Genomic DNA, 22,335 nt, shown 5'->3' with positions numbered 1-22,335 from the left:
GAGGTCAGTCCTCGGCGGCCTCGCGCGCCTCGCCCAGCCGGTTGAGCCGCGCCAGCAGGTCGCCCAGCGTCGCGACGTCGGTCGCCGGCCAGTCGCCCAGGTCGGTCTCCCACCGGGCCCGGCGGGCGTCGCGGATGCGGGCCAATCGCGCCGAGCCCTCGGCCGAGGGCGTCAGCACCTGGGCGCGGCCGTCCACCGGGTCGGCGGTCCGGTCGACCAGCCCCAGATCCACCAGCTGGGCCACCTGGCGGCTGACGGTGCTCTTGTCCAGGCCCAGCCGACTCACCACGTCGCTGGCCCGGAGCGGCCCGGCGTCCTGCAGCAGTGCCAGCAGCCCGTAGGCGGCGCCGTCCAGGTCGGGGTGCAGCTCGGCCGCCAGGCGCGCCGAGATGGCGCGCGCACGGCGCAGCAGCAGGCCGATCTCCCGCTCCAGGCGGACGAAGGCCTCGTGCTTGTCGATGCCGCTCACCGCTGGCCCCGCGGCCGCCAGACCACGAGCGCGGCGCTCTGCCGGCTCTGCGGCACCAGGTCGCGTCTGTAGCCGGCGGGCACCGCCGCCTCGGCGGCCATGCGCCGCGCCTCGGAGTCGTCCAGCGCCTCCAGCAGCTCGTGCACCCGGGCCTGCAGCGCCTCGACCTGCGACTCGAGGTCGATGATCCGCTTGATGCCGGCCAGGTTGACGCCGTCCTCCTGCGACAACCGCTGGACCTCGCGCAGGAGCGCGACGTCGCGCGGGCTGTACCGGCGACCCCCGCCGGGCGTCCGGCCGGGGCTCACGAGCCCGAGCCGGTCGTACTGGCGCAGCGTCTGCGCGTGCATGCCGGCCAGCTCGGCCGCCACCGAGATCACGAACACGGGCGCGTCCTCGGCGACGGCGCGGACACCGTCCTGGGGGCTGCTCACCGCTCACCTCCGGCCTGCACCGCGGCCGTGATCTGGGGCCGCGGGTCCTCGTGCATCTCCTCGGCCAGGTTCTCGACGACCTTGCGCTGGGCCGGCGTCAGCTTGGCCGGCACCGCCACCTCCAGGGTGACGAGCAGGTCGCCGGACCGGCCCTTGCCGTGCACGCCCCGCCCGCGGACGCGGAGTGTGCGGCCGCTGGCCGTGCCGGCCGGCACCTTGAGCGAGACGCTGCCGTCGAGGGTCGGCACCGTCACCGTCGTGCCGAGCGCGGCCTCGGCGAAGGTGATCGGCACCGTCAGGGTCAGGTCGTCGCCCTTGCGGCCGAACAGGGCGTGCTCGGCGACGTGGACGACGACGAACAGGTCACCGGCCGGCCCACCGCGCCGCCCCGGGGCGCCCTTGCCGGCCAGCCGGATGCGCTGCCCGTCCTTGACGCCGGCCGGGATGCGGACGGTGATGGTGCGGGTCTGGGTCGTGACGCCGTCGCCCGCGCACGTCGGGCATGGGTCGTCGACCACCGAGCCGGTGCCGCGGCAGTTCCGGCACGGCTCGGAAAAGGCGAACGCGCCCTGGCTGCGGCTGGTGACGCCGGCGCCCTGGCACACCGGGCAGGTGTGCGGCGAGGTGCCCGGCTTGGCGCCGCTGCCGTTGCAGGTCGGGCAGGTGCCCGGGCTCTGCATCCGCAGCGGCACGGTCACCCCGAGGGCGGCCTCCTCGAAGGAGAGCGTCGCCTCGGTCTCGACGTCCTGGCCCCGCGCGGGACCGGACGCCGCCTGGCTCCGGGCGCGGGCGCCGCCACCGGCCCCGCCGAACAGGCCGCCGAGCAGGTCGCCCAGCCCGCCGGCACCACGGCTCGCGGCCCCGCCGGCCGCCCCGAACAGGTCGCCGACGTCGAACGGCTGGCCACCGCCGGCACCGGGGAACCCGCCGGGGAAGCCACCGGGGCGTCCCCCGGCGCCGAACAGCCGCCGAGCCTCGTCGTACTCGGCCCGCCGCTTGGTGTCGGACAGGACGTCGTAGGCCTCGGAGACGTCCTTGAACCGCGCCTCGGCCTCGCTGTTCCCCGGGTTCTTGTCCGGGTGCAGCTCCTGCGCCAGCTTGCGGTACGCCTTCTTGATCGCCGTGGCGTCGGCGTCCTTCGGGACGCCCAGTGCGGCGTAGTAGTCCTTCTCGATGAAGTCCCGGGTGCTCACCGGGCGCCCCCTCTCGCTGTGGGTCGGGTCAGTTCGCGGCCGTCTCGTCCGGAGCCGGTCCCGTCGTCTTCCCCGCCGCCGGGGCGGGGGACTCCGGGTCGGTGACGGCGACCATGGCGGTCCGCAGGACGCGGTCCCCGCGGCGGAAACCCTGCCGCAGCACGGTGGTCGCGGTCGGGACCTCGACCTCGGACGACGTGTCGTGGATGACCGCCTCGTGCAGCGCCGGGTCGAACGGGTCGCCGGCGACGCCGAACGCCGCCACCCCCAGCCCGTCGAGCAGCCCGAGCACCCGGTCGGCCACGACCTTGAAGGCGCCGGTCAGGTCGCCGTGGTCGCGGGCCCGCTCGATGTCGTCGACGATCGGGAAGAGCTGCAGCGCGAACCGCTCCGCGGCCTGGTCGACGACCAGCGACCGGTCGCGGTCGACCCGCCGCCGGTAGTTGGCGTACTCGGCCGTGACCCGCTGGAGGTCCTCGGTCCGTTCCGCCAGCTGCTTGTCCACGTCACCGGCACCCGCCGCGGGGGACGGTGTGGCCGGGTCCTGGGTCGGCTGCTCGTCGACCGGTGTCTCGTGCTCGCTCATCTGCTCCCCTGGGGCGGCTGGATCGGATGCGGGGCCGGAGGTGCCGGCCGGCTGTGCGCCGGCCGGCACCCGCACCGCCCCGGTGACCGGGTCGATGCGCCGCTTGTCGTGGATCACGACGCGCGGCTCCTGCGGCTCGCTCATGCCCGCTTGTCGGTGTCCTCGTCGACGATCTCGGCGTCGACGACGTCGTCGTCAGCGGACGGGGCCTGGCCGGCGTCGCCGGTCGGGGCCTCACCACCGGCGGCACCGGCCGCCTCGGCGTTCTGGGCGTACAGCGCGCCGCCGACCTCCTGGGAGACCCGGGCGACCTTCTCCTGGGCGGTCTTGATGGCGTCGATGTCGGAGCCACCGAGGGCCGAGCGCAGGTCGGTGAGCGCCTCGCCGAGCTCGTCCTTCTTCTCGGCCGGGATCTTGTCGCCGTTCTCGGCCAGGAACTTCTCGGTCTGGTACTGCAGCGACTCCGCCAGGTTGCGGGTCTCCGCCTCCTCGCGGCGCTTCTTGTCCTCCTCGGCGTGCGCCTCGGCGTCCTTCATCATCCGCTCGATGTCGTCCTTCGGGAGCGCCGAGCCGCCGGTGATGGTCATCGACTGCTCCTTGCCCGTGCCGAGGTCCTTGGCGTGGACGTGGACGATGCCGTTGGCGTCGATGTCGAAGGCGACCTCGATCTGCGGGACACCGCGCGGCGCCGGGGGCAGACCGGTCAGCTCGAACATGCCGAGCTTCTTGTTGTAGGCGGCCATCTCGCGCTCGCCCTGGAAGACCTGGATCTGCACGGACGGCTGGTTGTCGTCGGCCGTCGTGAAGATCTCGGAGCGCTTCGTCGGGATCGTGGTGTTGCGCTCGATGAGCTTGGTCATGATCCCGCCCTTGGTCTCGATGCCCAGGGACAGCGGGGTGACGTCGAGGAGCAGGACGTCCTTGACCTCGCCGCGGAGGACACCGGCCTGCAGCGCCGCGCCGATGGCCACGACCTCGTCCGGGTTGACGCCCTTGTTGGGCTCCTTGCCCCCGGTCAGCTCGCGCACCAGGTCGGACACGGCCGGCATGCGGGTCGAGCCACCGACGAGGACGACGTGGTCGATCTGACCCACGGAGATGCCGGCGTCGCGGATCGCCTGGTTGAACGGCGCGCGGGCGCGGTCGAGGAGGTCCTGGGTCATCCGCTGGAACTCGGCGCGGGTGATCGTGACGTCCAGGTGCAGCGGGCCCTCGGCGCCGGCCGTGATGTAGGGCAGGTTGATGTTGGTCGACTGCGCGCCCGACAGCTCGATCTTGGCCTTCTCGGCGGCCTCGCGGAGGCGCTGCATGGCCAGCTTGTCCTTGGACAGGTCGATGCCGTTGGAGGCGTTGAACGTCTTGACCAGGTGGTCGACGACCTTCTGGTCCCAGTCGTCACCACCGAGGTGGTTGTCACCGGCGGTGGCCTTCACCTCGATGACGCCGTCCCCGATCTCGAGCAGGGAGACGTCGAACGTGCCGCCACCGAGGTCGAAGACGAGGATCGTCTGCTCGGTCTCGCCCTTGTCCAGGCCGTAGGCCAGCGCGGCGGCGGTGGGCTCGTTGACGATGCGCAGGACGTTGAGGCCCGCGATCTCGCCGGCCTCCTTGGTGGCCTGGCGCTGCGCGTCCTCGAAGTAGGCGGGGACGGTGATGACGGCGTCGGTGACCGGCTCGCCCAGGTAGGTCTCGGCGTCCCGCTTGAGCTTCTGCAGGATGCGCGCGGAGATCTCCTGCGGGGTGTACTTCTTGCCGTCGATCTCGTCGGTCGCCCAGCTGGTGCCCATGTGGCGCTTGACGGAGCGGATGGTGCGGTCGACGTTGGTGACCGCCTGGTTCTTCGCGGACTGACCGACGAGGACCTCGCCGTTCTTGGCGAAGGCGACGACGGACGGGGTGGTGCGCGAGCCCTCGGAGTTCGCGATGACCGTCGGCTCGCCGCCCTCCAGGACGGTGACGACGGAGTTGGTGGTGCCGAGGTCGATGCCGACCGCTCGAGCCATGGGGATGGCCTCTCTTCCGTTCGTGTGCGGGGGTGGTGCCTGATCCGGTAGCCGAGAGACCTCGGACGACCTTGCGCCGGGTCCGCTCAACTTTCCTGCCCACGATAACGGCAGGGGGATCCGCCGTGTTCCCGGGGGCGGCTGGGATCCACGGGACGCCCGGGACGGGCACCCCGCGCGACGGCGGCGCCCCGGAGCCGCCCGCGGTTACCCTGCTCTGGATGTGCCTCGCCCCGGGGACCGGGCTCGGCGAGGGCACGCGCCCGACCGGGGCGTCCGCGCATCCGGGCCGCCCCCTCGAGCAGGTGCGGCCCAGGAGCGGGCCGCCGGTCCCGGGAGAACGTCGCTGCGCGTCGACCGACGCGGGGGAAGAAGGCCGGAGGACCGTCCGTGACGGACGTCGAGACACGAATGCTGATCGGGCTGCAGCGGGCCACCGCCCGGCCCGCTCCCCTGCGCGCCGCTCGCGCGCTGAGCCACGCCGGCGAGCACGCCGCCGCCTGGCTGGCCGTCGCCGGCGCCGGTGCGGTGCTCGCGCCCCGCCGCCGTCCCGACTGGCTGCGGGCCGGTGCCGCGGTGTTCGCCGCCCACGGGCTGAGCGTCGTCGTGAAGCGGGTGGCCCGCCGCGTGCGGCCGGTCCACGACGACCTCGTCAGCCACGTCGCGGTGCCGAGCCGGTGGAGCTTCCCGTCCTCGCACGCGACCTCCACCACGACGGCGGCCGTCGTCTTCGCGCCGCTGCTGGGCCGGTGGACCCTCCTCGCGCCGCCGCTCATGGCGTGGTCGCGGATGGCCCTGGGCGTGCACTACCCGACCGACGTCCTCTCCGGCGCCGTGATGGGCGCCGCCGTGGGGCTGGCCAGCGGGCGTTCCCGCGACGGGAGGACCACCCGATGACCCAGGAGACCGCGGTCCGGCCGCGCAAGGTCAGCACTGCCACGGGACCCGCGGCGTTCGTGCAGGCCATCCGCGTCCGCCAGTGGCACAAGAACGCCCTCGTGCTGGCGCCGCTGCTGCCGGCCGGCGACGCGCTGCGCGACGCCGACCTGCGGGGGGTCGCCCTCGCCTTCTCCGCCTTCTGCCTGGTCAGCTCGAGCATCTACCTGATCAACGACGCCAAGGACGTCGAGGCCGACCGGGCGCACCCGGTGAAGCGGTACCGGCCCATCGCGTCGGGTCGGCTGTCGGTGCGCACCGCCGTCGCGACCGCCGTGCTGTTCGCCCTGGGCGGCTTCACCCTGGGCCTGCTCGACGGCTGGCCGCTCACCCTCACCCTGGCCATCTACTACGGCATCCAGCTCGCCTACTGCTTCGGCATGAAGCACGAGCCGGTCCTGGAGATGGTCAGCGTGGCCTCGGGCTTCCTGCTGCGCGCCCTCGCCGGCGGCGTGGCCGCCGGCCTGCCCCTCTCGCAGTGGTTCCTGCTGACCACGGCGTTCGGATCGCTGTTCATGGCGGCCGGCAAGCGCTACGGCGAGGCCCGCATGGGCGAGCGCACGGGCGCGAAGGTCCGCCGGGTCGTCGAGCGCTACACCACCACCTACCTGCGCTTCGTCTGGACGCTGTCGGCGACGGTCGTCGTCGTCACCTACGCCCTGTGGGCCTTCGAGGTCGGCGAGCAGACCGGCTCCGTGTGGCCGCAGGTCTCGCTGGTGCCGTTCACGATGGCGATCCTGCGGTTCGCCATCGACGTGGACGCGGGCACCGCCGAGGAGCCCGAGGTGATCGTGCTGCACGACCGCGTGCTGCTCGGCCTCGGCCTGGTGTGGGCCCTGACGCTGGCGCTCGCCGTCTACCTCTGAGCGCCTCCGAGGGCGCCGGGCTCAGATCGGCAGCCGGCGGAACAGCGGTGCGGGCACGTGCCGCAGCGCCGACATGACCGCGCGCATCGGCGCGGGCGCCCAGACCGTCTCCTTGCCCGACCGGAGGGCCGCGACGGTGATGTCGGCGACCTGCTCGGCGGTGACCGACAGCGGCGCGGCCTTCATGCCGGCGGTCATCTTCGTGGTGACGAAGCCGGGGCGGACGACGAGCACCGAGACGCCCTCGGGGCGCAGCGCCTCGCGCAGACCGGTGAAGAACGCGTCGAGCCCGGCCTTGGTCGACCCGTAGGCGAAGTTGGTGCGGCGCGGCCGCTCCCCCGCCACGCTCGACAGGACGACGAGGGCGCCCCGGCCCTGCTGACGCATGCGACCGGCGACCTCGACGCCGATCGTCACGGGCGCGGTGTAGTTGACCGTCGCCAGCGCGGCGGCCACGTCCGGCTCCTGCCACGCGCGCTCGGCGTCGCCCAGCACGCCGAAGGCGATGATCGCGACGTCGACGTCCCCGCCCTCGAACGCCGCGGCGACGGCCGGCGAGTAGGTGGCCCGGTCCTCGGCGTCGAACGGGACGACCTCGACGCGGTGCCCGGCGCTCTCCAGCTCGGCGGCCGCCGTCTCCAGGCGGCTTCCCGGCCGGCCGGCGAGGACGACGTCGATCCGCCGCTCCCCCGCGAGCCGGCGGACGGTCGCCAGCCCGATGTCGGAGGTGCCGCCGAGCAGCAGCACCTTCTGCACGTCACCGACGGCGTCGATCACAGGGAGAGCCTCCTGGCCTGGTCGGAGGTGAAGATCCCCTTCGGATCCACCCGTTCGCGCACCGCGCGCCACTCGTCGATGCGCGGGTACATCGCGTGCACCGTCGCTGCCGTCGCCCGGGAGTCCTTGGCGAGGTAGAGGCGACCGCCGGCGGCCAGGACGAGCTCGTCCATCTCGTCGAGCAGCCGGCCCAGCCCCGGGGTGACCGGGATGTCGAGCGCGAGCGTCCAGCCGGGGCTGGGGAAGGACAGCAGTCCGGAGTTGCCGGGGCCGAAGCGCTTGAGGACGGCCAGGAAGGACGCCGTCCCCGAGGCGGCCAGCTTCTCCACCGCCCGGCGCATCGCGTCCTCCTCGCCGAAGGGCACGACGAACTGGTACTGGAGGAAGCCGCGGCGCCCGTAGATCCGGTTCCAGTCCTTGGCGATGTCCAGCGGGTGGAAGAACGGGCCGATGCCCTGGATGACGCCGCGCTGCTCCTTGGGGGCCGCACGGTAGTAGGCCTCGTTGAACGCGGAGATCGTCAGCTTGTTCAGCAACCCGGACGGGAAGACGTCGGGCGCCGTGAACAGGGAGCGCGGCGCGAAGTGGTACGGCCGGTCCCGCAGCTTCGCCGGGAGCTGGTCGCGGGTCGCCGACCAGCCGCGGGTGAGGACCGAGCGGCCGAGCGAGGCGCCCCGCGCCACCAGGTCGATCCACGCGACCGAGTAGGTGTACTCGTCGTCGTTCGCCTGGAGGCGGGCCATCAGGTCGTCGAGGTCCTTGGTGCGCTCGGTGTCGACGGCGAAGAAGGCCGTCTCGACCGGCGTCGCCCGGATGGTGGCCCGGAGGATCACGCCGGTCAGCCCCATGCCGCCGACCGTGGCCCAGAAGAGCCCCGGGTCGGAGTCCGGCGTCAGGGTCCGCACCGCGCCGTCGGCGGTCAGCAGGTCCATCGACGTCACGTGGTTGCCGAAGCTGCCCTTGACGTGGTGGTTCTTGCCGTGGATGTCGGCGCCGATCGCCCCGCCGACGGTGACCTGGCGGGTGCCGGGGAGCACCGGGACGAACAGGCCCAGCGGCAGGAGGACCTTGACCAGCGTGTCGAGCGACACCCCTGCCTCGACGCTCACCAGGCCCGTCGTGGTGTCGATCGACAGGATCCGCGCCATGGCGGTCATGTCGAGGACGCTGCCGCCGCCGTTCTGCGCGGAGTCGCCGTAGCTGCGGCCGAGCCCGCGGGCGAGCACGCCCCGGCTGCCGGCTCCGGTCACGGCGGCGACGACGTCGGCCTCGGACGTGGGCGGCAGCACCTCGGCCACGGAGGGCGAGGTGCGCCCCCAGCCGAACAGCGGGCGGCGGACGGCGGGAGCCGTGGACATGCGAACCTCTCTCCGACGCCTTCTCCGACGCCTGTGCCTCCGGCGGGAGACCCCTCGACGATAACAAGCGACGGGGGCCGGACCGCCCCGTCCACCACCTCGGGGGGACGCCTCAGCCGCCGGGCTGGACGGGCGGGAAGACGGGCAGCGGGACCTCGGGGCGCGCCCGCTCCGCCACGCACTGCCCCGGGACGACGGGCACCCCGTGGATGTCCACGTCGAGGCCGAGGAGCTCGTAGTCCTGCGGGAAGGAGTTGGGCACCGGCACGCCGTCGGCGGCCAGCGGCTGCTCGAGCGCGCGGACGCACTGGTCGGCCCACCACTCCTGGTAGCCCACGTGCAGCGGTCGGCCGTCCTGGTCGTAGAGCAGCACGTCCTCCAGCGGGGTCCCGTCGGCGGCGTAGGGCAGGACGTCGGTCACCGGCCCGTACCGGGAGACCAGCGGGTAGGCCTCGCTGGGCGCGTCGTCCCCGGCGCCCATCACGAGGACCGGCGTGCTCTCCACGACCGTCGACCACGCGCTCTGGACGGCGACCGCGGAGACGAGGAGCAGCACCACTCCCCCGGCGACGACCAGGCCGCGCACCGTCCCGCGCGCCTCCCGGCGGCCGAGGGCGACCGACCCGGCGACGGCGGCCAGGACCAGCAGCACCCCGAGCAGGTGGCTGCCCAGCGGTGCCGGCACCGGGACGTCGCGCACGCCGTCCGGACGCAGGAGGCACGGCACGGCCACCAGCAGGTACCCGCGCAGCACCCACCAGGCCGGGCGCAGCTCCACCAGCAGCCGCCGGGTCTCCCGGGCGAACGGCGCGGCCCGCCGCGCGGCGGGCGAGGCGAGCAGGGCGTCGAGGCGTTCCCGCAGCCCCGGGGCGACCGCCCGGACGGCGCTCCCCCGGGCCGGCAGCCCGGCGGCCGCCCGCAGGTCCGCGGCGTACTGCGCGGGCAGCCCGAGGCGGACCTCTACGGGCCGGTCGTCGTCCTCGGCGGTCAGGGCGTCGAGGTGCTGGGCGAGGTCCTCCAGCAGCGCGCTGCGGTCCTCGGCGGGCAGGTCGGCCAGCTCGTGCTCGACGGCCGCGAGGTAGTCCTCGGCCTGCCGCGTCACCGTGGGGCTCACGCCGCCACCGCCGGGCCGCCCAGGAGACCGTCGACGGTGTCGGCGAACGTCCTCCACGTCTTCGTCGAGTCCTCGAGCACCGAGCGCCCCCTGTCGTTGATCGCGTAGTACTTCCGGTGCGGCCCCTCGTCGCTCGGGACGACGTACGAGGTCAGGGCACCGGCCTGGTAGAGGCGGCGGAGCGTGCCGTAGACCGACGCGTCGCCCACCTCGTCGAGCCCCGCGGTGCGCAACCGGCGCACCACGTCGTAGCCGTAGCCGTCCGCGTCCCGCACGACGGCGAGCACCGCGACGTCGAGCACGCCTTTGAGCAACTGGCTGGCGTCCACGCGCTGCCCCTCTCCACCCGCTCCTCGGCCACTGCGGCGCGACGGACGGTAGTGCACGATGCGCAGTAGTACCGCCGCCCGGCGACCGGCGTGTCGACGCGAGCTCCGGCGCTCCTGGTTACCGGCGAGTAGCCTCGGGCCGCGCCAGCTATCGTGCGGGGCAGTGCGGGCAGCAGTGCCCGCATGCGGTCCCCGTCCCGGCCCCGGTCGGTGCGGACGACGGCTCGCGCAGCACCACGTACCGACAAGGTGCCCCCGTCCCCGCCTGGCGGACGGGAGTCGGCCGACGCCCTCGTGGCGTGGCGGGAGGAAGAGAATGACGGGCCCGTTGCAGATCGTCCTGGGCACGATCAGCGTGCTGTTCCTGATCGTCGCCTCGGTGATGGCCTACCGGGCCGTGCGGGCGATGGTGCGGATCATCCGCACCGGCCAGCCCGACGGCACCCGCTTCGGGCCGGTGAAGAACCGCCTCAAGGTGCTGGCCGTCGAGTCGCTGGGCCACACCCGGATGCTCAAGTGGTCGGCCATCGGCGCCGCCCACTGGTTCGTCTTCGTCGGCTTCTACGGGCTGTTCCTCACCCTGGTCGAGGCCTTCGGCGAGGTGTGGAACCCCGCGTTCCACCTGCCGATCATCGGCGAGTTCTTCCTGTGGAACCTGTTCGCCGACATCATCGGCACGGGCACGATCCTCGGCATCCTCTACCTGATCTACCGGCGCCAGAAGGACCACCCGCGCCGCCAGGGCCGGGGCAGCCGGTTCGCCGGCACGAACGAGGGCCGCGGCTACTTCGTCGAGGCCGTCGTCCTCACCGTCGGCGTCTGCATCCTGCTGATCCGCGCGCTCAAGGTCTCCTCCGACCTCACCGAGGCCCCCGCCTGGTCGCACCCGATCTCCGGCGCCCTGGCCACCGTGCTGCCCGACAGCCCCGACCTGCTGTCGGTCGTCGCCTTCGTCAAGATCGTGGTCTCGCTCGTCTGGCTGGTGGTCATCAGCCGGATCCTGAACATGGGCGTCGCCTGGCACCGGTTCAGCGCGTTCTTCAACATCTACTTCAAGCGCAACGACGACGGCAGCGTCGCGCTCGGCCCCCTGCTGCCGATGACCAGCGGCGGGAAGCCCATCGACTTCGAGGATCCGGGCGAGGACGACGTCTTCGGTCGCGGGAAGATCGAGGACTTCACCTGGAAGGGGATGCTCGACTTCACCACCTGCACCGAGTGCGGGCGGTGCCAGAGCCAGTGCCCGGCGTGGAACACGGGCAAGCCGCTCAGCCCGAAGATGGTGATCATGGACCTCCGCGACCACCTCTACGCGAAGGCTCCCTACCTCCTCGGCGAGAAGACGGCCTCGGAGACCGCGCCGGACTACGACGTCCTCCAGCCCAGCGACGAGCAGGTCTGGGCCAGCGGCTACGCCCGCATCGAGGGCACCAACGACGCCCAGGCCCACCGCCCGCTGGTCGGCACCCTCGAGGAGGGCGGGGTCATCGACCCCGACGTCCTGTGGAGCTGCACCAACTGCGGCGCCTGCGTCGAGCAGTGCCCGGTCGACATCGAGCACGTCGACCACATCGAGGACATGCGGCGCTACCAGGTGCTCATCGAGTCGAACTTCCCGTCGGAAGCCGGCGTGATGCTGCGCAACATCGAGAACCGCGGCAACCCGTGGGGCATGCAGGCCAGCGTCCGCAACGACTGGATCAAGGAGCTCGACTTCGAGGTCACCGTCGCCGACGGCCCCCTCGACTACGACATCGAGTACCTGTTCTGGGTCGGCTGCGCCGGCGCCATCGACGACCGCGCCAAGAAGGTCACCAAGGCCGTCGCCGAGCTGCTGAACATCGCCGGCGTCGAGTTCGCCGTCCTCGGGGACGGCGAGAGCTGCTCCGGTGACCCGGCCCGCCGCCTCGGCAACGAGTTCGTCTTCCAGATGCAGGCCATGCAGAACATCGAGGTCCTCGACGGCGTCTTCGAGGGCCGGGTGCCCGGCATGCGGAAGATCGTCACGACCTGCCCGCACTGCTTCAACTCGCTCGGCCGCGAGTACCCGGATGCCGGTGGCCACTACGAGGTCGTCCACCACACGCAGCTGCTCAGCCAGCTCGTGGAGGAGGGCCGGCTGACGCCGGTCACGCCGGTCGACCGCAAGGTCACCTACCACGACCCGTGCTTCCTCGGCCGCCACAACAAGGTCTACACGCCCCCGCGCGAGATCCTCGAGTCCGTCCAGGGCCTCTCCACCCAGGAGATGCACCGCTGCAAGGACCGCGGCTTCTGCTGCGGCGCCGGCGGCGCGCGCATGTGGATGGAGGAGAAGATCGGCAAGCGGATCAACGTGGAGCGCACCGAGGAGGCCCTCGAGCTCGACCCGGACGTCATCTCCACGGCCTGCCCGTTCTGCATCACGATGCTCAGCGACGCGCTGACGTCGAAGAAGCAGAACGGCGAGGCGGCCGAGCACGTCGAGGTCCTCGACGTCAGCCAGATCCTGCTGCGCTCGATGACGCCGGTCGGCGTCGGCGCCCAGGGCGCGGAGTCCGGACCCGACGTCGGCACGAAACCGGGCCCTGACCCGGTCGGCGAGGGCTCCGCGGCCACGGAGCACGGCCAGGCCTGAGCGACGACGACGGCGCCCGTCCCCTGCCCGGGGGCGGGCGCCGTCGTCGTTCCCGGGTCCGGTCGTTGCCCCCGCTCACGACCCCGGGCGAGGGACCGGCAGCGCGGGGAGGACCATGGGCGGACGTGACCCGCACCGCCGCCCCGACCGTCGCCGCTCCCGCCAGCCGTCCCCGGGGTCTGGTGCTCATCGGCGTCGCGATCGTCCTCACCGGCCTGAACCTGCGGACCGCGGTCACCAGCATCGGCCCGGTGCTCCGGGAGATCGAGGACGGCCTGGGCATCTCCAGCGGTCTGGCCGGTCTGGTCACCACCATGCCCGTGCTCTGCTTCGCCGCCATCGGCTTCGCCGGTCCGGGGCTCTCGGCGCGCTTCCGCGACTCGCACGTGCTCAGCGCCGCCCTGGCGACGATGGCGGTGGGCCTCGTCGTGCGGGCCATCGCCCCGGCCTTCTGGCTGTTCCTGCTCGGCACGGTGCTGGCGATGGTCGGCGGGGCCCTGGGCAACGTGCTCCTGCCGAGCCTGGTGAAGCGCTACTTCCCCGCCCGCACCGGCCTGATGGTGGGCGCGTACAGCACCGCCATGTCGGTGGGCGCCACCGTGGCGGCCGTGTCCACCGCACCGGTCGCCGCGGCGATCGGGGACGACGGCTGGCGGTGGGCCCTCGGGGTGTGGGCGCTGTTCGCGCTGCTGGCCGCCGGGCCGTGGCTCTTCGTGCGGGCGACCCCTGGCGCATCCAGGGGCACGCACGTCGCCGTCCGGATGCGCGACCTCCGGCACAGCCGGATGGCCCTGGCGCTGATGGTGTTCTTCGGGGTCCAGGGCCTGCAGGCCTACGTGATCATCGGCTGGTCGGCCTCCTACCTGCGCGACGCCGGTCTGACCGCCGCGGCCGCCGGGCTTTTGCTCGGCCTGAACCAGGTGATCGGCATCCCGCTCAGCGCACTGGTGCCCGCGCTCACCGTCCGCCCGCGCCTCCAGCGGCCGCTGCTGCTCACGTTCATGGCCTGCTACACCGTCGGGTGGACCGGGCTCTGGGTCGCCCCGCGCACCGCACCGTGGCTCTGGATGGCGGTGCTGTCGGTGGCGATGGCGAGCTTCCCGATGATCCTGACGCTCATCGGTCTGCGGGCGCGCACGCCCGAGACGACCGCGGCCCTGTCCACGTTCGTGCAGAGCTGGGGGTACGTCATCTCGGCGGTCGGCCCGCTGCTGGTCGGGGTGCTGCTCGGCGCCACCGGCAGCTACGTGCCGATGTTCGTGCTCGTGCTCGCGGGTGTGCTGGTGCTCGCGGTCACCGGGTGGTTCATGACGCGGGAGCGGTACGCCGACGACGAGGTGAACCGGAACGTCGCGGGCTGGTCGTCCAGCGCCCGCTGCGAGGACGTGCTGGAGGTGGCCGGCGTCGAGGCGCCGGCCAGCGCGCACGTCGGGACCGACGACGCGCCTAGGGGCGGCGCGTCTCCGCGCGGGTGAAGTTCCGGTAGGACCGGGACGGCGTCGGGCCGCGTTGGTCCTGGTAGCGGGAGCCGTACACCGCCGAGCCGTACGGGTGCTCCGACGGGCTGGAGAGCCGGAACAGGCACAGCTGGCCGATCTTCATGCCCGGCCAGAGCGTGATCGGCAGGTTCGCCACGTTGGAGAGCTCCAGCGTGATGTGCCCGGAGAACCCGGGGTCGACGAAGCCCGCCGTCGAGTGGGTCAGCAGGCCCAGCCGGCCCAGCGAGGACTTGCCCTCCAGCCGGGCGGCGAGGTCGTCGGGGATGGTGACGACCTCGAGCGTGGACCCGAGCACGAACTCGCCGGGGTGCAGCACGAAGGGCTCCTCCCCCTCCGGCTCGACCAGCGTCGTCAGGTCGTCCTGCTGCTGGGCAGGGTCGATGTGGGTGTACCGGGCGTTGTTGAACACCCGGAAGAACCGGTCGAGCCGGACGTCGATGCTCGAGGGCTGGACCAGCCCCGCGTCGTAGGGCTCGATGCCGAGGCGTCCCTCGGCGATCGCGGCCGTGATGTCGCGGTCGCTCAGCAGCATGGCGCGGAGTCTAGGGACCGCGTCGTTCACCCCTCCGGGCGAACCCCGCGCCCGGGCTCTCAACCCCGGCCCTGAGCAGGCCGTTGACGACCGGGACGACGCAGGTCCGCCCCCATGGACGGGGACGGGCGCCACCGGACGGTCCGGCGGGGGACGTCCGGAGGTCAGGGATGACGAACAAGCGGCTCCAGGCGATGGTCCTGGCCACGGCCGCGGTGGCGGGCTACGCCGGTGCCGCGGCGGTCGTGGCGACGGCGGCCCCGGAGCTCCCCGTCATCACCGACTGGGGTCCGGGAGACGGCCTGTCCCGCTACGTGCTCACCTCGGTCTCCGGCGCCGCCGCTGCCGACCTGCTGTCCGCGCTCGAGGACGTCGACGGCGTCGTCAGCGCCCAGCCGCTCTCCGACGGCCGGGCGCTCGTCGCCACCGAGGGTCTGGTCCCCGCGCAGCTCGGCGCGGTGGCCGGCGTCGCGTCGGTCGAGGTCTCCCCCCAGGTCCCGGTGGCCGGGTCGGTGACCGACCCCTTCTTCCCCGCCTACGGGTGGCACCTGGAGAACACCGGCAGCAACGCCACCGGGCAGAGCCCCGTGGTCGCCGATGCCGACGTCGACGCCACGGACGCCTGGGACACCGTGACCGGCAGCGGGATGGTGGTCGCGGTCATCGACTCCGGCTACGCCTCGGGACACGAGGACCTGGCCGGCGCCCTGTGGACCAACCCGGCCCAGCCCTGCGGTGCCGTCGACACCGACGGCAACGGCAAGGCCGGCGACTGCCACGGCTGGAACTGGTACTCCAACAGCGCCGACATCGACAACGGCTCCTACGGCAGTCACGGCGCGTCCGTCTCCGGCACGGTCGGCGCGCGCGCCGGCAACGCCAAGGGCCTGGCCGGTGTGGCGCCCGACGTCACGATCATGCCGCTGGTGATCGGCGGCGGGAGCACCGTCGACGTGCTGGCGGGCATCGAGGCGATCCGCTACGCCGTCGACCACGGCGCCGACGTCATCAACGCCTCCTGGGGCGGCACGGTCACCGGCAGCGCGCTCACGGCGCTCCGGTCGGCGGTCCAGTACGCCGCCGCCCACGACGTCCTGGTCGTGGCCGCCGCCGGCAACGACAGCGGCAACCGCGACACGAACCTCGTCTACCCGGCCAGCCTGACCGAGCCGAACGTCATCACCGTGGGTTCCTCGACCGCGGCGGACACCGTCAGCTCGTTCTCCGGGTACGGCGCGTCCTCGGTGGACCTGTTCGCCCCGGGCAGCAAGGTCCTCGTCACCACCAACACGGGCGGCTACGCCCTGGCCGACGGCACCTCGTTCTCCTCCCCGATCGTCGCGGCGGCCGTCGCCCTCTACCGCCAGGCGATGCCGACGGCCACCGCGGCGGAGGTCAAGGCCGCCCTGCTCGCCGACGTCGACCCGGTGCCCGCCTTCACCGGGAAGTCGGTCACCGGCGGCCGGCTGAGCCTCGGCCGCCTGACCGGCATCCCGGCCGAGTCGGTGGGCTACGCCTTCACGGCGATGACCTCGCCGGCCGGCGTGGTCTCGCCCGCCATCGGGATCAGCGGCCCGAGCACCCCGGGCGACTACGAGGTCGCCCTCGGGCTGGGCATGGAGGACGCCGGGGCGATCTGGGCGCTGTCGGGCAAGGACGTGACCCTCGGCGGCGTCACCGTCACCACCGACGACGCCGGCGACGCCGTCTTCCCGCTGGGCACCCTCGCGGGCATCGACGGCACGGGCCTGTCCCCCAGCATGGAGCTCGGCGACGGCCGCTACGTCCTCACCGTCCAGACCTACCGCGACGGCGCCCCGGTCGGCCGGACCTACGCGGCCCCGCTGCTGGTGGGCTCGGCCGTCCCCGCACCGACCACCCCGGGCACCGGTCCGGGCACGGCCCCGGGCGGCACGACGCCGGGCGGCTCCACCCCGGGTGGCTCCACCCCCGGCGGCTCCACCCCCGGCGGCTCCACCCCCGGCGGCTCCACCCCCGGCGGCTCCACCCCCGGCGGCTCCACCCCCGGTGGCAGCACTCCGGGCACCGTGCCCGGCGGCGGCACCATGCCGACGACCCCCGGCACGACCGACCCCGGCACGACGGCCCCGGGCACTCCCACGCCCGGCACGACCACCCCGGGCACGACCACCCCGGGCACGACCACCCCGGGCACGACGACGCCGGGCGGCAGCACCCCCGGCGGCTCGACGCCGGGGAGCACCAGCCCGGGCGGCTCGACGCCGGGGAGCACGACCCCCGGCACGCCCACGCCCGGCACGACGACGCCTGGCGGGTCGACGCCCGGTACGGCGCCGGGCGGCAGCACCCCGGGCACGACCGACCCCGGCACGACCACGCCGGGCGCCCCCACCCCGGGCACGACCACCTACCCGGAGGTCGGCGTCTTCCGGATCACCTCGCTGAGCCCCGACGTGGTGGACAGCGCCGGCGGCACGGTGGTCACGATCACCGGCCTGGCCCTTCCGGCGAACCCGACGATCCGCATCGGTGCGACGACGACGGCGACGGTCGTCACGTCGACGACGACCCGCGTCACGTTCCGGGTGCCCGCCCGCGTGGCCGGCGTCTACGACGTGTCGGTCTTCGCACCGGACGGCCGCTCCACCGTGCTGAGCAACGCGCTCACCTACGCCGACGCGGTGGGCACCGCCCCGGGCGGCAGCACCCCGGGCGGGACGACGCCCGGCGGCGGCACCACGCCCACCGCCCCCGGCGGGACGACCCCGGGCGGCGGCACCCCGCCGGGTGGGACGACGCCCGGCGGCGGCGCCACGCCGCCGGACACCGGCCCGGTCGTGCGCACCGGGCCGTCCGGTGAGCGCCTGGTGCGCTCGGCGAAGTTCGACGCCCTGCGCTCCATCTGGTCCATGGACTGCTCGTCGTCCTGCACCGGGGTCGCCGTCTGACCCCTCCCCCGACCGCTGCGCCCCGTCCGACTTCCCCGTGCGGACGGGGCGCAGCCGCGCCGCAGGTCCGGATCGCAGCCCCGCCTGCCGATGACTCCCTGCGGAGGACCACCTGGGGGAGGACACGTGCTGGACACCCGGCCGGCGCCGCAGCCGGCGCGCGGCGCACACCGGACGCTGCGGCCGACGGGCGTGGAGCGGACGTTCTCCGCCGACGAGCTGATCGTGTCGAAGACCGATCCCCGGGGTGTGATCACCTACGCCAACGACGTCTTCCTCCGGGTCAGCGGGTACGCGATGGCCGACGTCGTGGGCCAGCCGCACAACCTGATCCGGCACCCCGACATGCCGCGTGCCGTCTTCGCGCTGCTCTGGGAGACGCTGACCGCCCGTCGGGAGCTGTTCGCCTACATCAACAACCTGGCCGCCGACGGCGCGCACTACTGGGTTCTGGCGCACGTGACGCCGTCCCTGGGACCGGGCGGGTCGGTGGTCGGCTACCACTCGAACCGGCGCAAGCCGTCCCCCCGCGCCATCGAGCGGCTCCTGCCCCTCTACGACCGACTGCTCGCCGAGGAGCGCCGGCACCCGACGGCGAAGGCCGCGGTGGCCGCCTCGAGCGCGCTGCTGGCCGAGGTCCTGGCCGAGCACGGCGGGTCCTACGACGAGTTCATCTGGTCGGTCATCAATCGCGAGGAGCGCTGACGTGGGGATCCGGGGCGGACGCACCGCCGGGCGCGGCGACGCCGAGGAGCTCGAGATCTACCGCGCGTTCGTGCGCCGCCTGACCGAGACGTGCGAGGCCGCCGCCCGCGGCGACCTGGAGGCCCGCAGCCGTCCCGACCCGCAGGCCGGGACGGTGCCGGAGCTGCGCGCCCTGCACCACGCCCTCAACCGGGTGCTCGACGTCTCCGACGCCTTCGTCCGCGAGTCCTCGGCCGCCCTGACCTCGGCCGCGGAGGGCCGGTTCCACCGCCGGCTGCTGGAGGGCGGCCTGCTCGGCGCCTTCCGCGCCAGTGCGACCGACATCAACGGCGCCCGCACGGCCATGGAGGAGACCGCCGGCCGGGTCACGGAGGCCCAGACCTCGCGGTTGCGGCTGGCCGACGCGTTCGAGTCCGTCGTCCTCGCCATGTCGGAGCAGGTCGCCACCGCCTCGACCGAGATGAGCGCCTCCGCGTCCGGGCTCACCGCGGCGGCCGCAGCAGCTAGCAACGAGGTGGCGACGGCGCAGACGACCATCGCCTCCCTCACGCGGTCCTCGGAGGAGATCAAGGAGATCATCGCGATGATCGATGCGGTCGCCGCCCAGACCCGGCTGCTCGCCCTCAACGCGACCATCGAGGCGGCGCGGGCCGGGGAGGCGGGCAAGGGTTTTGCCGTGGTCGCCTCCGAGGTCAAGGACCTCGCCGACCAGACCGGCCGGGCGACCGAGCGCGTCACGGCTCAGGTGGAGCAGATCCGGCAGGCGTCCGAGGCCGTCGCGGTCGGCATGGGCACGGTCGGGACGACGGTGGGCGAGATGAACGGCCTGGTCGACGGGATCGCCGCGGCGGTGGACGGTTCGTCGTCCCTGGCCACGGGCGGGGACGACATCACCGGCCTGTCCCAGATGGCCGAGCGGCTGCGCTCCGAGGCGACCGGTTTCCTCGCCGAGATGCGGCGCTGAACCGGGGCTGATCAGGGGGTCTGCTCCCGCTCGCCGAGGGTCACCAGGTAGTCTGGCGGGCGTTCGCGGGTGTAGTTCAATGGTAGAACATCAGCTTCCCAAGCTGACAGTGCGAGTTCGATTCTCGTCACCCGCTCCACGCAACGGCCGGCAGGTCAGACGAGCGGGACCGAACCCTCGTGGATGGTGCCGACGCGGGCCAGCAGCTCGCTCATCTGCTCGGCGGCCATGGGTCGCGCGTAGTGGTAGCCCTGAGCGATGTCGCAGCCGAGGTCGCGCAGCGCCGAGACGTGCTCGGCGCCCTCCACGCCCTCGGCGACGACGGTGAGCCCCAGGTTGTGGCCCAGGTCGATGGCGGTCCGCACCAGCACGGCGTCGTGCGCGGTGGTCGTCATGCCCAGCACGAACGAGCGGTCGATCTTGAGCTCGTCGACCGGCAGGCGGCGCAGGTAGGCCATCGAGCTGTAGCCGGTGCCGAAGTCGTCGATCGAGAGCTTCACGCCCAGGTCGTGCAGCCGCTGGAGCACGTCCATGCAGCGTGCCGCGTCGCCCATGACGGCGCTCTCGGTCACCTCGAGCCGCAGCAGCGCGGCCGGGACGCCGTGCCGTGCCAGCAACCCGCCGACCAGGTCGGGCAGGCCCGGGTCCAGGAGGCACCGGGTCGAGAGGTTGACCGCGACCGGCACCGCGGAGCCGACGTCGATCCAGCTGCGCGTCTGGGCCAGCGCCAGGTCGAGGACGTGCTCGGTCAGCCGGAGGATGATGCCGGTGCCCTCCGCGACCGGGATGAAGTCGCCCGGGGGGATCAGCCCCTGGGTGGGGTGCTGCCAGCGCAGCAGCGCCTCCAGCCCCTCGATCCGCTCGCCGTCCAGCGTGTACTTGGGCTGGTAGTGGAGGAACAGCTCGCCGGTGCCCTCGAGCGCGCGTCGCAGGTCGCCCAGGACGGTGAGCCGCGGCGGCGCCGTCACGTGCTCCTCGGGCTCGAAGACCACGGCGCCGGCCTTGACCTCCTTGGCGACGTACATGGCGATGTCGGCGTGGCGGAGCAGGACCTCGGTGTCGGTGCCGTGCCACGGCGAGAGGACGATGCCGACGCTGGCCTCGACGTCGAGCGAGACCCCCTCCACGTCGAACGGGCGGTGCAGTGCCTCGCGCAGCCGCTCGGCGACCTGCTCGGCCTCGCCCACGCCGTCCACCAGGGGCAGGAGGACGGCGAACTCGTCGCCACCCAGGCGGCCGACGGTGTCGCCCTCCCGCAGGACCGACTGCAGCCGCGGTCCTACCTGCCGGAGCAGCTTGTCGCCGTAGCTGTGGCCGAGCGTGTCGTTGATCTCCTTGAAGCGGTCCAGGTCGATGAGCAGCAGGGCGACCTCGCCGTCGGAGCGGCTGGCGGCGGCCAGCGCCTGGTCGAGGCGGTCCCGGACGAGTTCCCAGTTCGGCAGCCCGGTGAGGGCGTCGTGGGTGGCCTGGTGCCGGTCGCGCTCGGCGGAGGTCCGCAGCGCATCGGCCTGCCGGCGCAGCTTCGCCGACGCCGAGGCGACGAGGCGGAAGACGACGAGGAAGAACACCGTCAGGCTCGCCACCAGGACCGCGGTCATCGTGCGGACGTCCTCGGCCACCGCGGCCGCCACCGGGGCGTAGGGCAGGTAGAGCTCCATCGCGCCGTCCGGCGTCGCGGAGCCCTCGTACCGGACCGGTACGTAGACCTCGAGCATCACGCGCTCGCCGTCCTCGCTGCCGGCGCTGTCGTCGGCGGAGTGCGAGAAGCCGGACACGACCTCACCCGCGAGCACCTCGTCCAGCTCGTCCGAGGTCGACGTCGAACCGATGTGCTCGTGCTCGTTCGAGTACACGACGGTGCGGTCGCGGTTGAAGATGTTGAGCTCGACGGGGTCCAGGTCGTCGAGCTGGCGCCCCTCGGCCTGCAGGTTCTCGCCGGCAGCGGCGACCGCGCGCTCGACCCGGGCCAGGCGCTCGGGGTCGAACCCCTGGGCGAAATCCTCCGGGGTCAGCTGGGGCTGCAGCCCGAGGCGCACGGTGACGATGGCGGTCCACTCGGCCTGCTGGCGGGCCCGCTCCGCGATCGCGTCGCTCAGCACGGAGGACAGCAGCGCCCCCACGGCGACCGTGAGCACCAGGCTGATCACGCCGAAGCGCATCAGCAGGCTGGCGGCCCGCAGCCGTCGGAGAAGCCTCATGCGTCGTCCGATCGGCCGCCGGAGGGCGCTCCTTGAGTTCCCTCCCTACGAAGGCCACCCCGTCGGGGTGAGAACGTCCGGGTCCTGGGATTGGCCGGTCCGGCCCCCGGGTAGGTGTGCCCCTCAGGCGCGGGGGGCCTGTCGCGACGACATCACCCAGAGTGCGGGACACGCAGTACCGGGAACGGAACGAGGTCGGTACGCCTCCGCGCAACGCCGGGCCGGGTCCTTGGTCCCTGGGAGATCGCTGGGCGTCCCACCACCATTCGGCCCCATGAGCGACATCCGTTCCCCGTGGGACAGCGAGCCGACGGCGGCCCCCGAGCCGCAGCCGGCCATCCCGTCGGCGCGGACGGGGCGCGAGACCGCCGCAGAGCCGGTGGCCGACGTCGAGCCGCTCCGCCTCGCCCCGCTGCTGGCCCGGCGGCAGAACCCGTGGCTCATCGTCGAGGTCGACGGCTCCGCAGCCGGGCACGGTGGTCTGGTGTGGGCGCTGCGCGAGGCGGCCCGGCGCGAGGCGACGGTCGTCGCCGTGCACGTCCTCGACGACTCCGACGGCGACCCGCTCGGGGGTTCGGGGCGGGTGCACCCGCGCACCCGCGCTGCCGCCCGCGACCACCTCGAGGCGCACGTGCTGCGGGCGATCGGCGAGACCGGCGTCCAGGGCCGCTGCCGGACCGCCGTCCTGGAACGGCCGGTCTTCGATGCCCTGTCGGCCGCCACGCAGGGCGCGGACCTCGTCGTCGTCGGTTCGCGCGGCAAGTCCCTGCTCCGCCACGCGATCCCCCGGCCCCTGACCCGCCGGCTGGCCCGTGGCGCCTGAAC

19 protein-coding genes and 1 tRNA gene are annotated in these 22,335 nt (G+C 73.5%); 9 read left to right on the top strand and 11 right to left on the bottom strand.

The genetic code is table 11. From position 1 onward, the window contains the following. Positions 1-4 precede the first annotated feature (4 nt). Genes DCS98_RS07740 through dnaK form a run of 5 tightly spaced genes read right to left on the bottom strand, consistent with a single transcriptional unit; the run spans position 5 to position 4,685 of the window. Positions 5-469: a MarR family winged helix-turn-helix transcriptional regulator gene (locus DCS98_RS07740; RefSeq protein ID WP_116450813.1), complete on the bottom strand. Its 465-nt coding sequence runs from the start codon at positions 467-469 to the stop codon at positions 5-7. Next, positions 466-903: a heat shock protein transcriptional repressor HspR gene (locus DCS98_RS07735; protein WP_116450812.1), complete on the bottom strand. Its 438-nt coding sequence runs from the start codon at positions 901-903 to the stop codon at positions 466-468. The genes DCS98_RS07740 and DCS98_RS07735 overlap by 4 nt, the downstream gene beginning before the upstream one ends. Continuing rightward, a complete protein-coding gene (gene dnaJ / locus DCS98_RS07730) occupies positions 900-2,096 on the bottom strand; it encodes a molecular chaperone DnaJ (protein WP_116450811.1) in 1,197 nt (398 codons plus the stop codon). The genes DCS98_RS07735 and dnaJ overlap by 4 nt, the downstream gene beginning before the upstream one ends. 28 nt (positions 2,097-2,124) lie before the next feature. After that, a complete protein-coding gene (gene grpE, locus DCS98_RS07725) occupies positions 2,125-2,826 on the bottom strand; it encodes a nucleotide exchange factor GrpE (protein ID WP_116450810.1) in 702 nt (233 codons plus the stop codon). Further along, on the bottom strand, positions 2,823-4,685 hold the full coding sequence (gene dnaK, locus DCS98_RS07720; protein ID WP_116450809.1) for a molecular chaperone DnaK: 1,863 nt from the start codon (positions 4,683-4,685) through the stop codon (positions 2,823-2,825). Before dnaK ends, grpE begins: the two co-directional genes overlap by 4 nt. A 390-nt stretch (positions 4,686-5,075) precedes the next feature. On the opposite strand from dnaK, the gene DCS98_RS07715 reads away from it, so the two are divergent. After that, positions 5,076-5,582, top strand: a complete 507-nt coding sequence (locus DCS98_RS07715; RefSeq protein ID WP_241037344.1) for a phosphatase PAP2 family protein — start codon at positions 5,076-5,078, stop codon at positions 5,580-5,582. Further along, positions 5,579-6,487 (top strand): decaprenyl-phosphate phosphoribosyltransferase, encoded by a 909-nt coding sequence (locus DCS98_RS07710; protein WP_116450807.1) that lies wholly within the window; start codon positions 5,579-5,581, stop codon positions 6,485-6,487. The genes DCS98_RS07715 and DCS98_RS07710 overlap by 4 nt, the downstream gene beginning before the upstream one ends. A 21-nt stretch (positions 6,488-6,508) precedes the next feature. Here DCS98_RS07710 and DCS98_RS07705 read toward each other — a convergent pair whose 3' ends face one another. The 4 genes from DCS98_RS07705 to DCS98_RS07690 all read right to left on the bottom strand — a co-directional run bounded on the left by DCS98_RS07705 (position 6,509) and on the right by DCS98_RS07690 (position 10,065). Next, positions 6,509-7,264: a decaprenylphospho-beta-D-erythro-pentofuranosid-2-ulose 2-reductase gene (locus DCS98_RS07705; RefSeq protein ID WP_116450806.1), complete on the bottom strand. Its 756-nt coding sequence runs from the start codon at positions 7,262-7,264 to the stop codon at positions 6,509-6,511. Continuing rightward, entirely contained in the window at positions 7,261-8,622 is a 1,362-nt protein-coding gene (locus DCS98_RS07700; RefSeq protein WP_116450805.1) for a decaprenylphosphoryl-beta-D-ribose oxidase, read from the bottom strand. Before DCS98_RS07700 ends, DCS98_RS07705 begins: the two co-directional genes overlap by 4 nt. Before the next feature lie 112 nt (positions 8,623-8,734). After that, the gene (locus DCS98_RS07695; RefSeq protein WP_116450804.1) at positions 8,735-9,736 is read right to left on the bottom strand and encodes a DUF1700 domain-containing protein; all 1,002 of its coding nucleotides are present in this window, start codon (positions 9,734-9,736) and stop codon (positions 8,735-8,737) included. Next, positions 9,733-10,065, bottom strand: a complete 333-nt coding sequence (locus DCS98_RS07690) for a PadR family transcriptional regulator (protein ID WP_116450803.1) — start codon at positions 10,063-10,065, stop codon at positions 9,733-9,735. The genes DCS98_RS07695 and DCS98_RS07690 overlap by 4 nt, the downstream gene beginning before the upstream one ends. Positions 10,066-10,381: 316 nt before the next feature. Here DCS98_RS07690 and DCS98_RS07685 point away from each other — a divergent pair, with 316 nt between their 5' ends. Together DCS98_RS07685 and DCS98_RS07680 are read left to right on the top strand one after the other, a co-directional pair. After that, entirely contained in the window at positions 10,382-12,682 is a 2,301-nt protein-coding gene (locus tag DCS98_RS07685) for a heterodisulfide reductase-related iron-sulfur binding cluster (protein ID WP_116450802.1), read from the top strand. A 125-nt stretch (positions 12,683-12,807) separates the two neighbouring features. Continuing rightward, positions 12,808-14,157, top strand: coding sequence for an MFS transporter (locus tag DCS98_RS07680; RefSeq protein WP_116450801.1), 1,350 nt, complete (start codon positions 12,808-12,810; stop codon positions 14,155-14,157). Here the strand turns inward: DCS98_RS07680 and dcd are convergent. Then, a complete protein-coding gene (dcd, locus tag DCS98_RS07675; protein ID WP_116450800.1) occupies positions 14,129-14,713 on the bottom strand; it encodes a dCTP deaminase in 585 nt (194 codons plus the stop codon). The two genes, DCS98_RS07680 and dcd, sit on opposite strands and share 29 nt — an antisense overlap. 170 nt (positions 14,714-14,883) lie before the next feature. Here dcd and DCS98_RS07670 point away from each other — a divergent pair, with 170 nt between their 5' ends. The 4 genes from DCS98_RS07670 to DCS98_RS07655 all read left to right on the top strand — a co-directional run bounded on the left by DCS98_RS07670 (position 14,884) and on the right by DCS98_RS07655 (position 19,451). Beyond that, positions 14,884-17,643: a S8 family serine peptidase gene (locus tag DCS98_RS07670; RefSeq protein WP_116450799.1), complete on the top strand. Its 2,760-nt coding sequence runs from the start codon at positions 14,884-14,886 to the stop codon at positions 17,641-17,643. Between the two features lie 126 nt (positions 17,644-17,769). Further along, entirely contained in the window at positions 17,770-18,348 is a 579-nt protein-coding gene (locus tag DCS98_RS07665; protein ID WP_206340152.1) for a PAS domain-containing protein, read from the top strand. A gap of 1 nt (position 18,349) precedes the next feature. Continuing rightward, complete coding sequence (locus DCS98_RS23575) at positions 18,350-19,312, top strand: methyl-accepting chemotaxis protein (protein WP_241037338.1); 963 nt, start codon at positions 18,350-18,352, stop codon at positions 19,310-19,312. A gap of 65 nt (positions 19,313-19,377) precedes the next feature. After that, a tRNA-Gly gene (locus DCS98_RS07655) sits at positions 19,378-19,451 on the top strand. A gap of 16 nt (positions 19,452-19,467) precedes the next feature. Here the strand turns inward: DCS98_RS07655 and DCS98_RS07650 are convergent. Further along, a complete protein-coding gene (locus tag DCS98_RS07650) occupies positions 19,468-21,510 on the bottom strand; it encodes a putative bifunctional diguanylate cyclase/phosphodiesterase (protein ID WP_116450797.1) in 2,043 nt (680 codons plus the stop codon). A gap of 274 nt (positions 21,511-21,784) precedes the next feature. Between DCS98_RS07650 and DCS98_RS22915 the strand changes: the two genes are divergently transcribed. Then, positions 21,785-22,333 carry a universal stress protein gene (locus tag DCS98_RS22915; protein WP_164704453.1) on the top strand — a complete coding sequence of 183 codons (549 nt, stop codon included), beginning with the start codon at positions 21,785-21,787 and terminating at the stop codon, positions 22,331-22,333. Positions 22,334-22,335 lie beyond the last annotated feature (2 nt).

Source organism: Blastococcus litoris, from assembly GCF_003075095.1.
GTDB lineage: Bacteria > Actinomycetota > Actinomycetes > Mycobacteriales > Geodermatophilaceae > Blastococcus_B > Blastococcus_B litoris.
The sequence above is the reverse complement of the archived record's forward strand: the minus strand, read 5'-3'. Positions and strand labels throughout refer to the sequence as shown.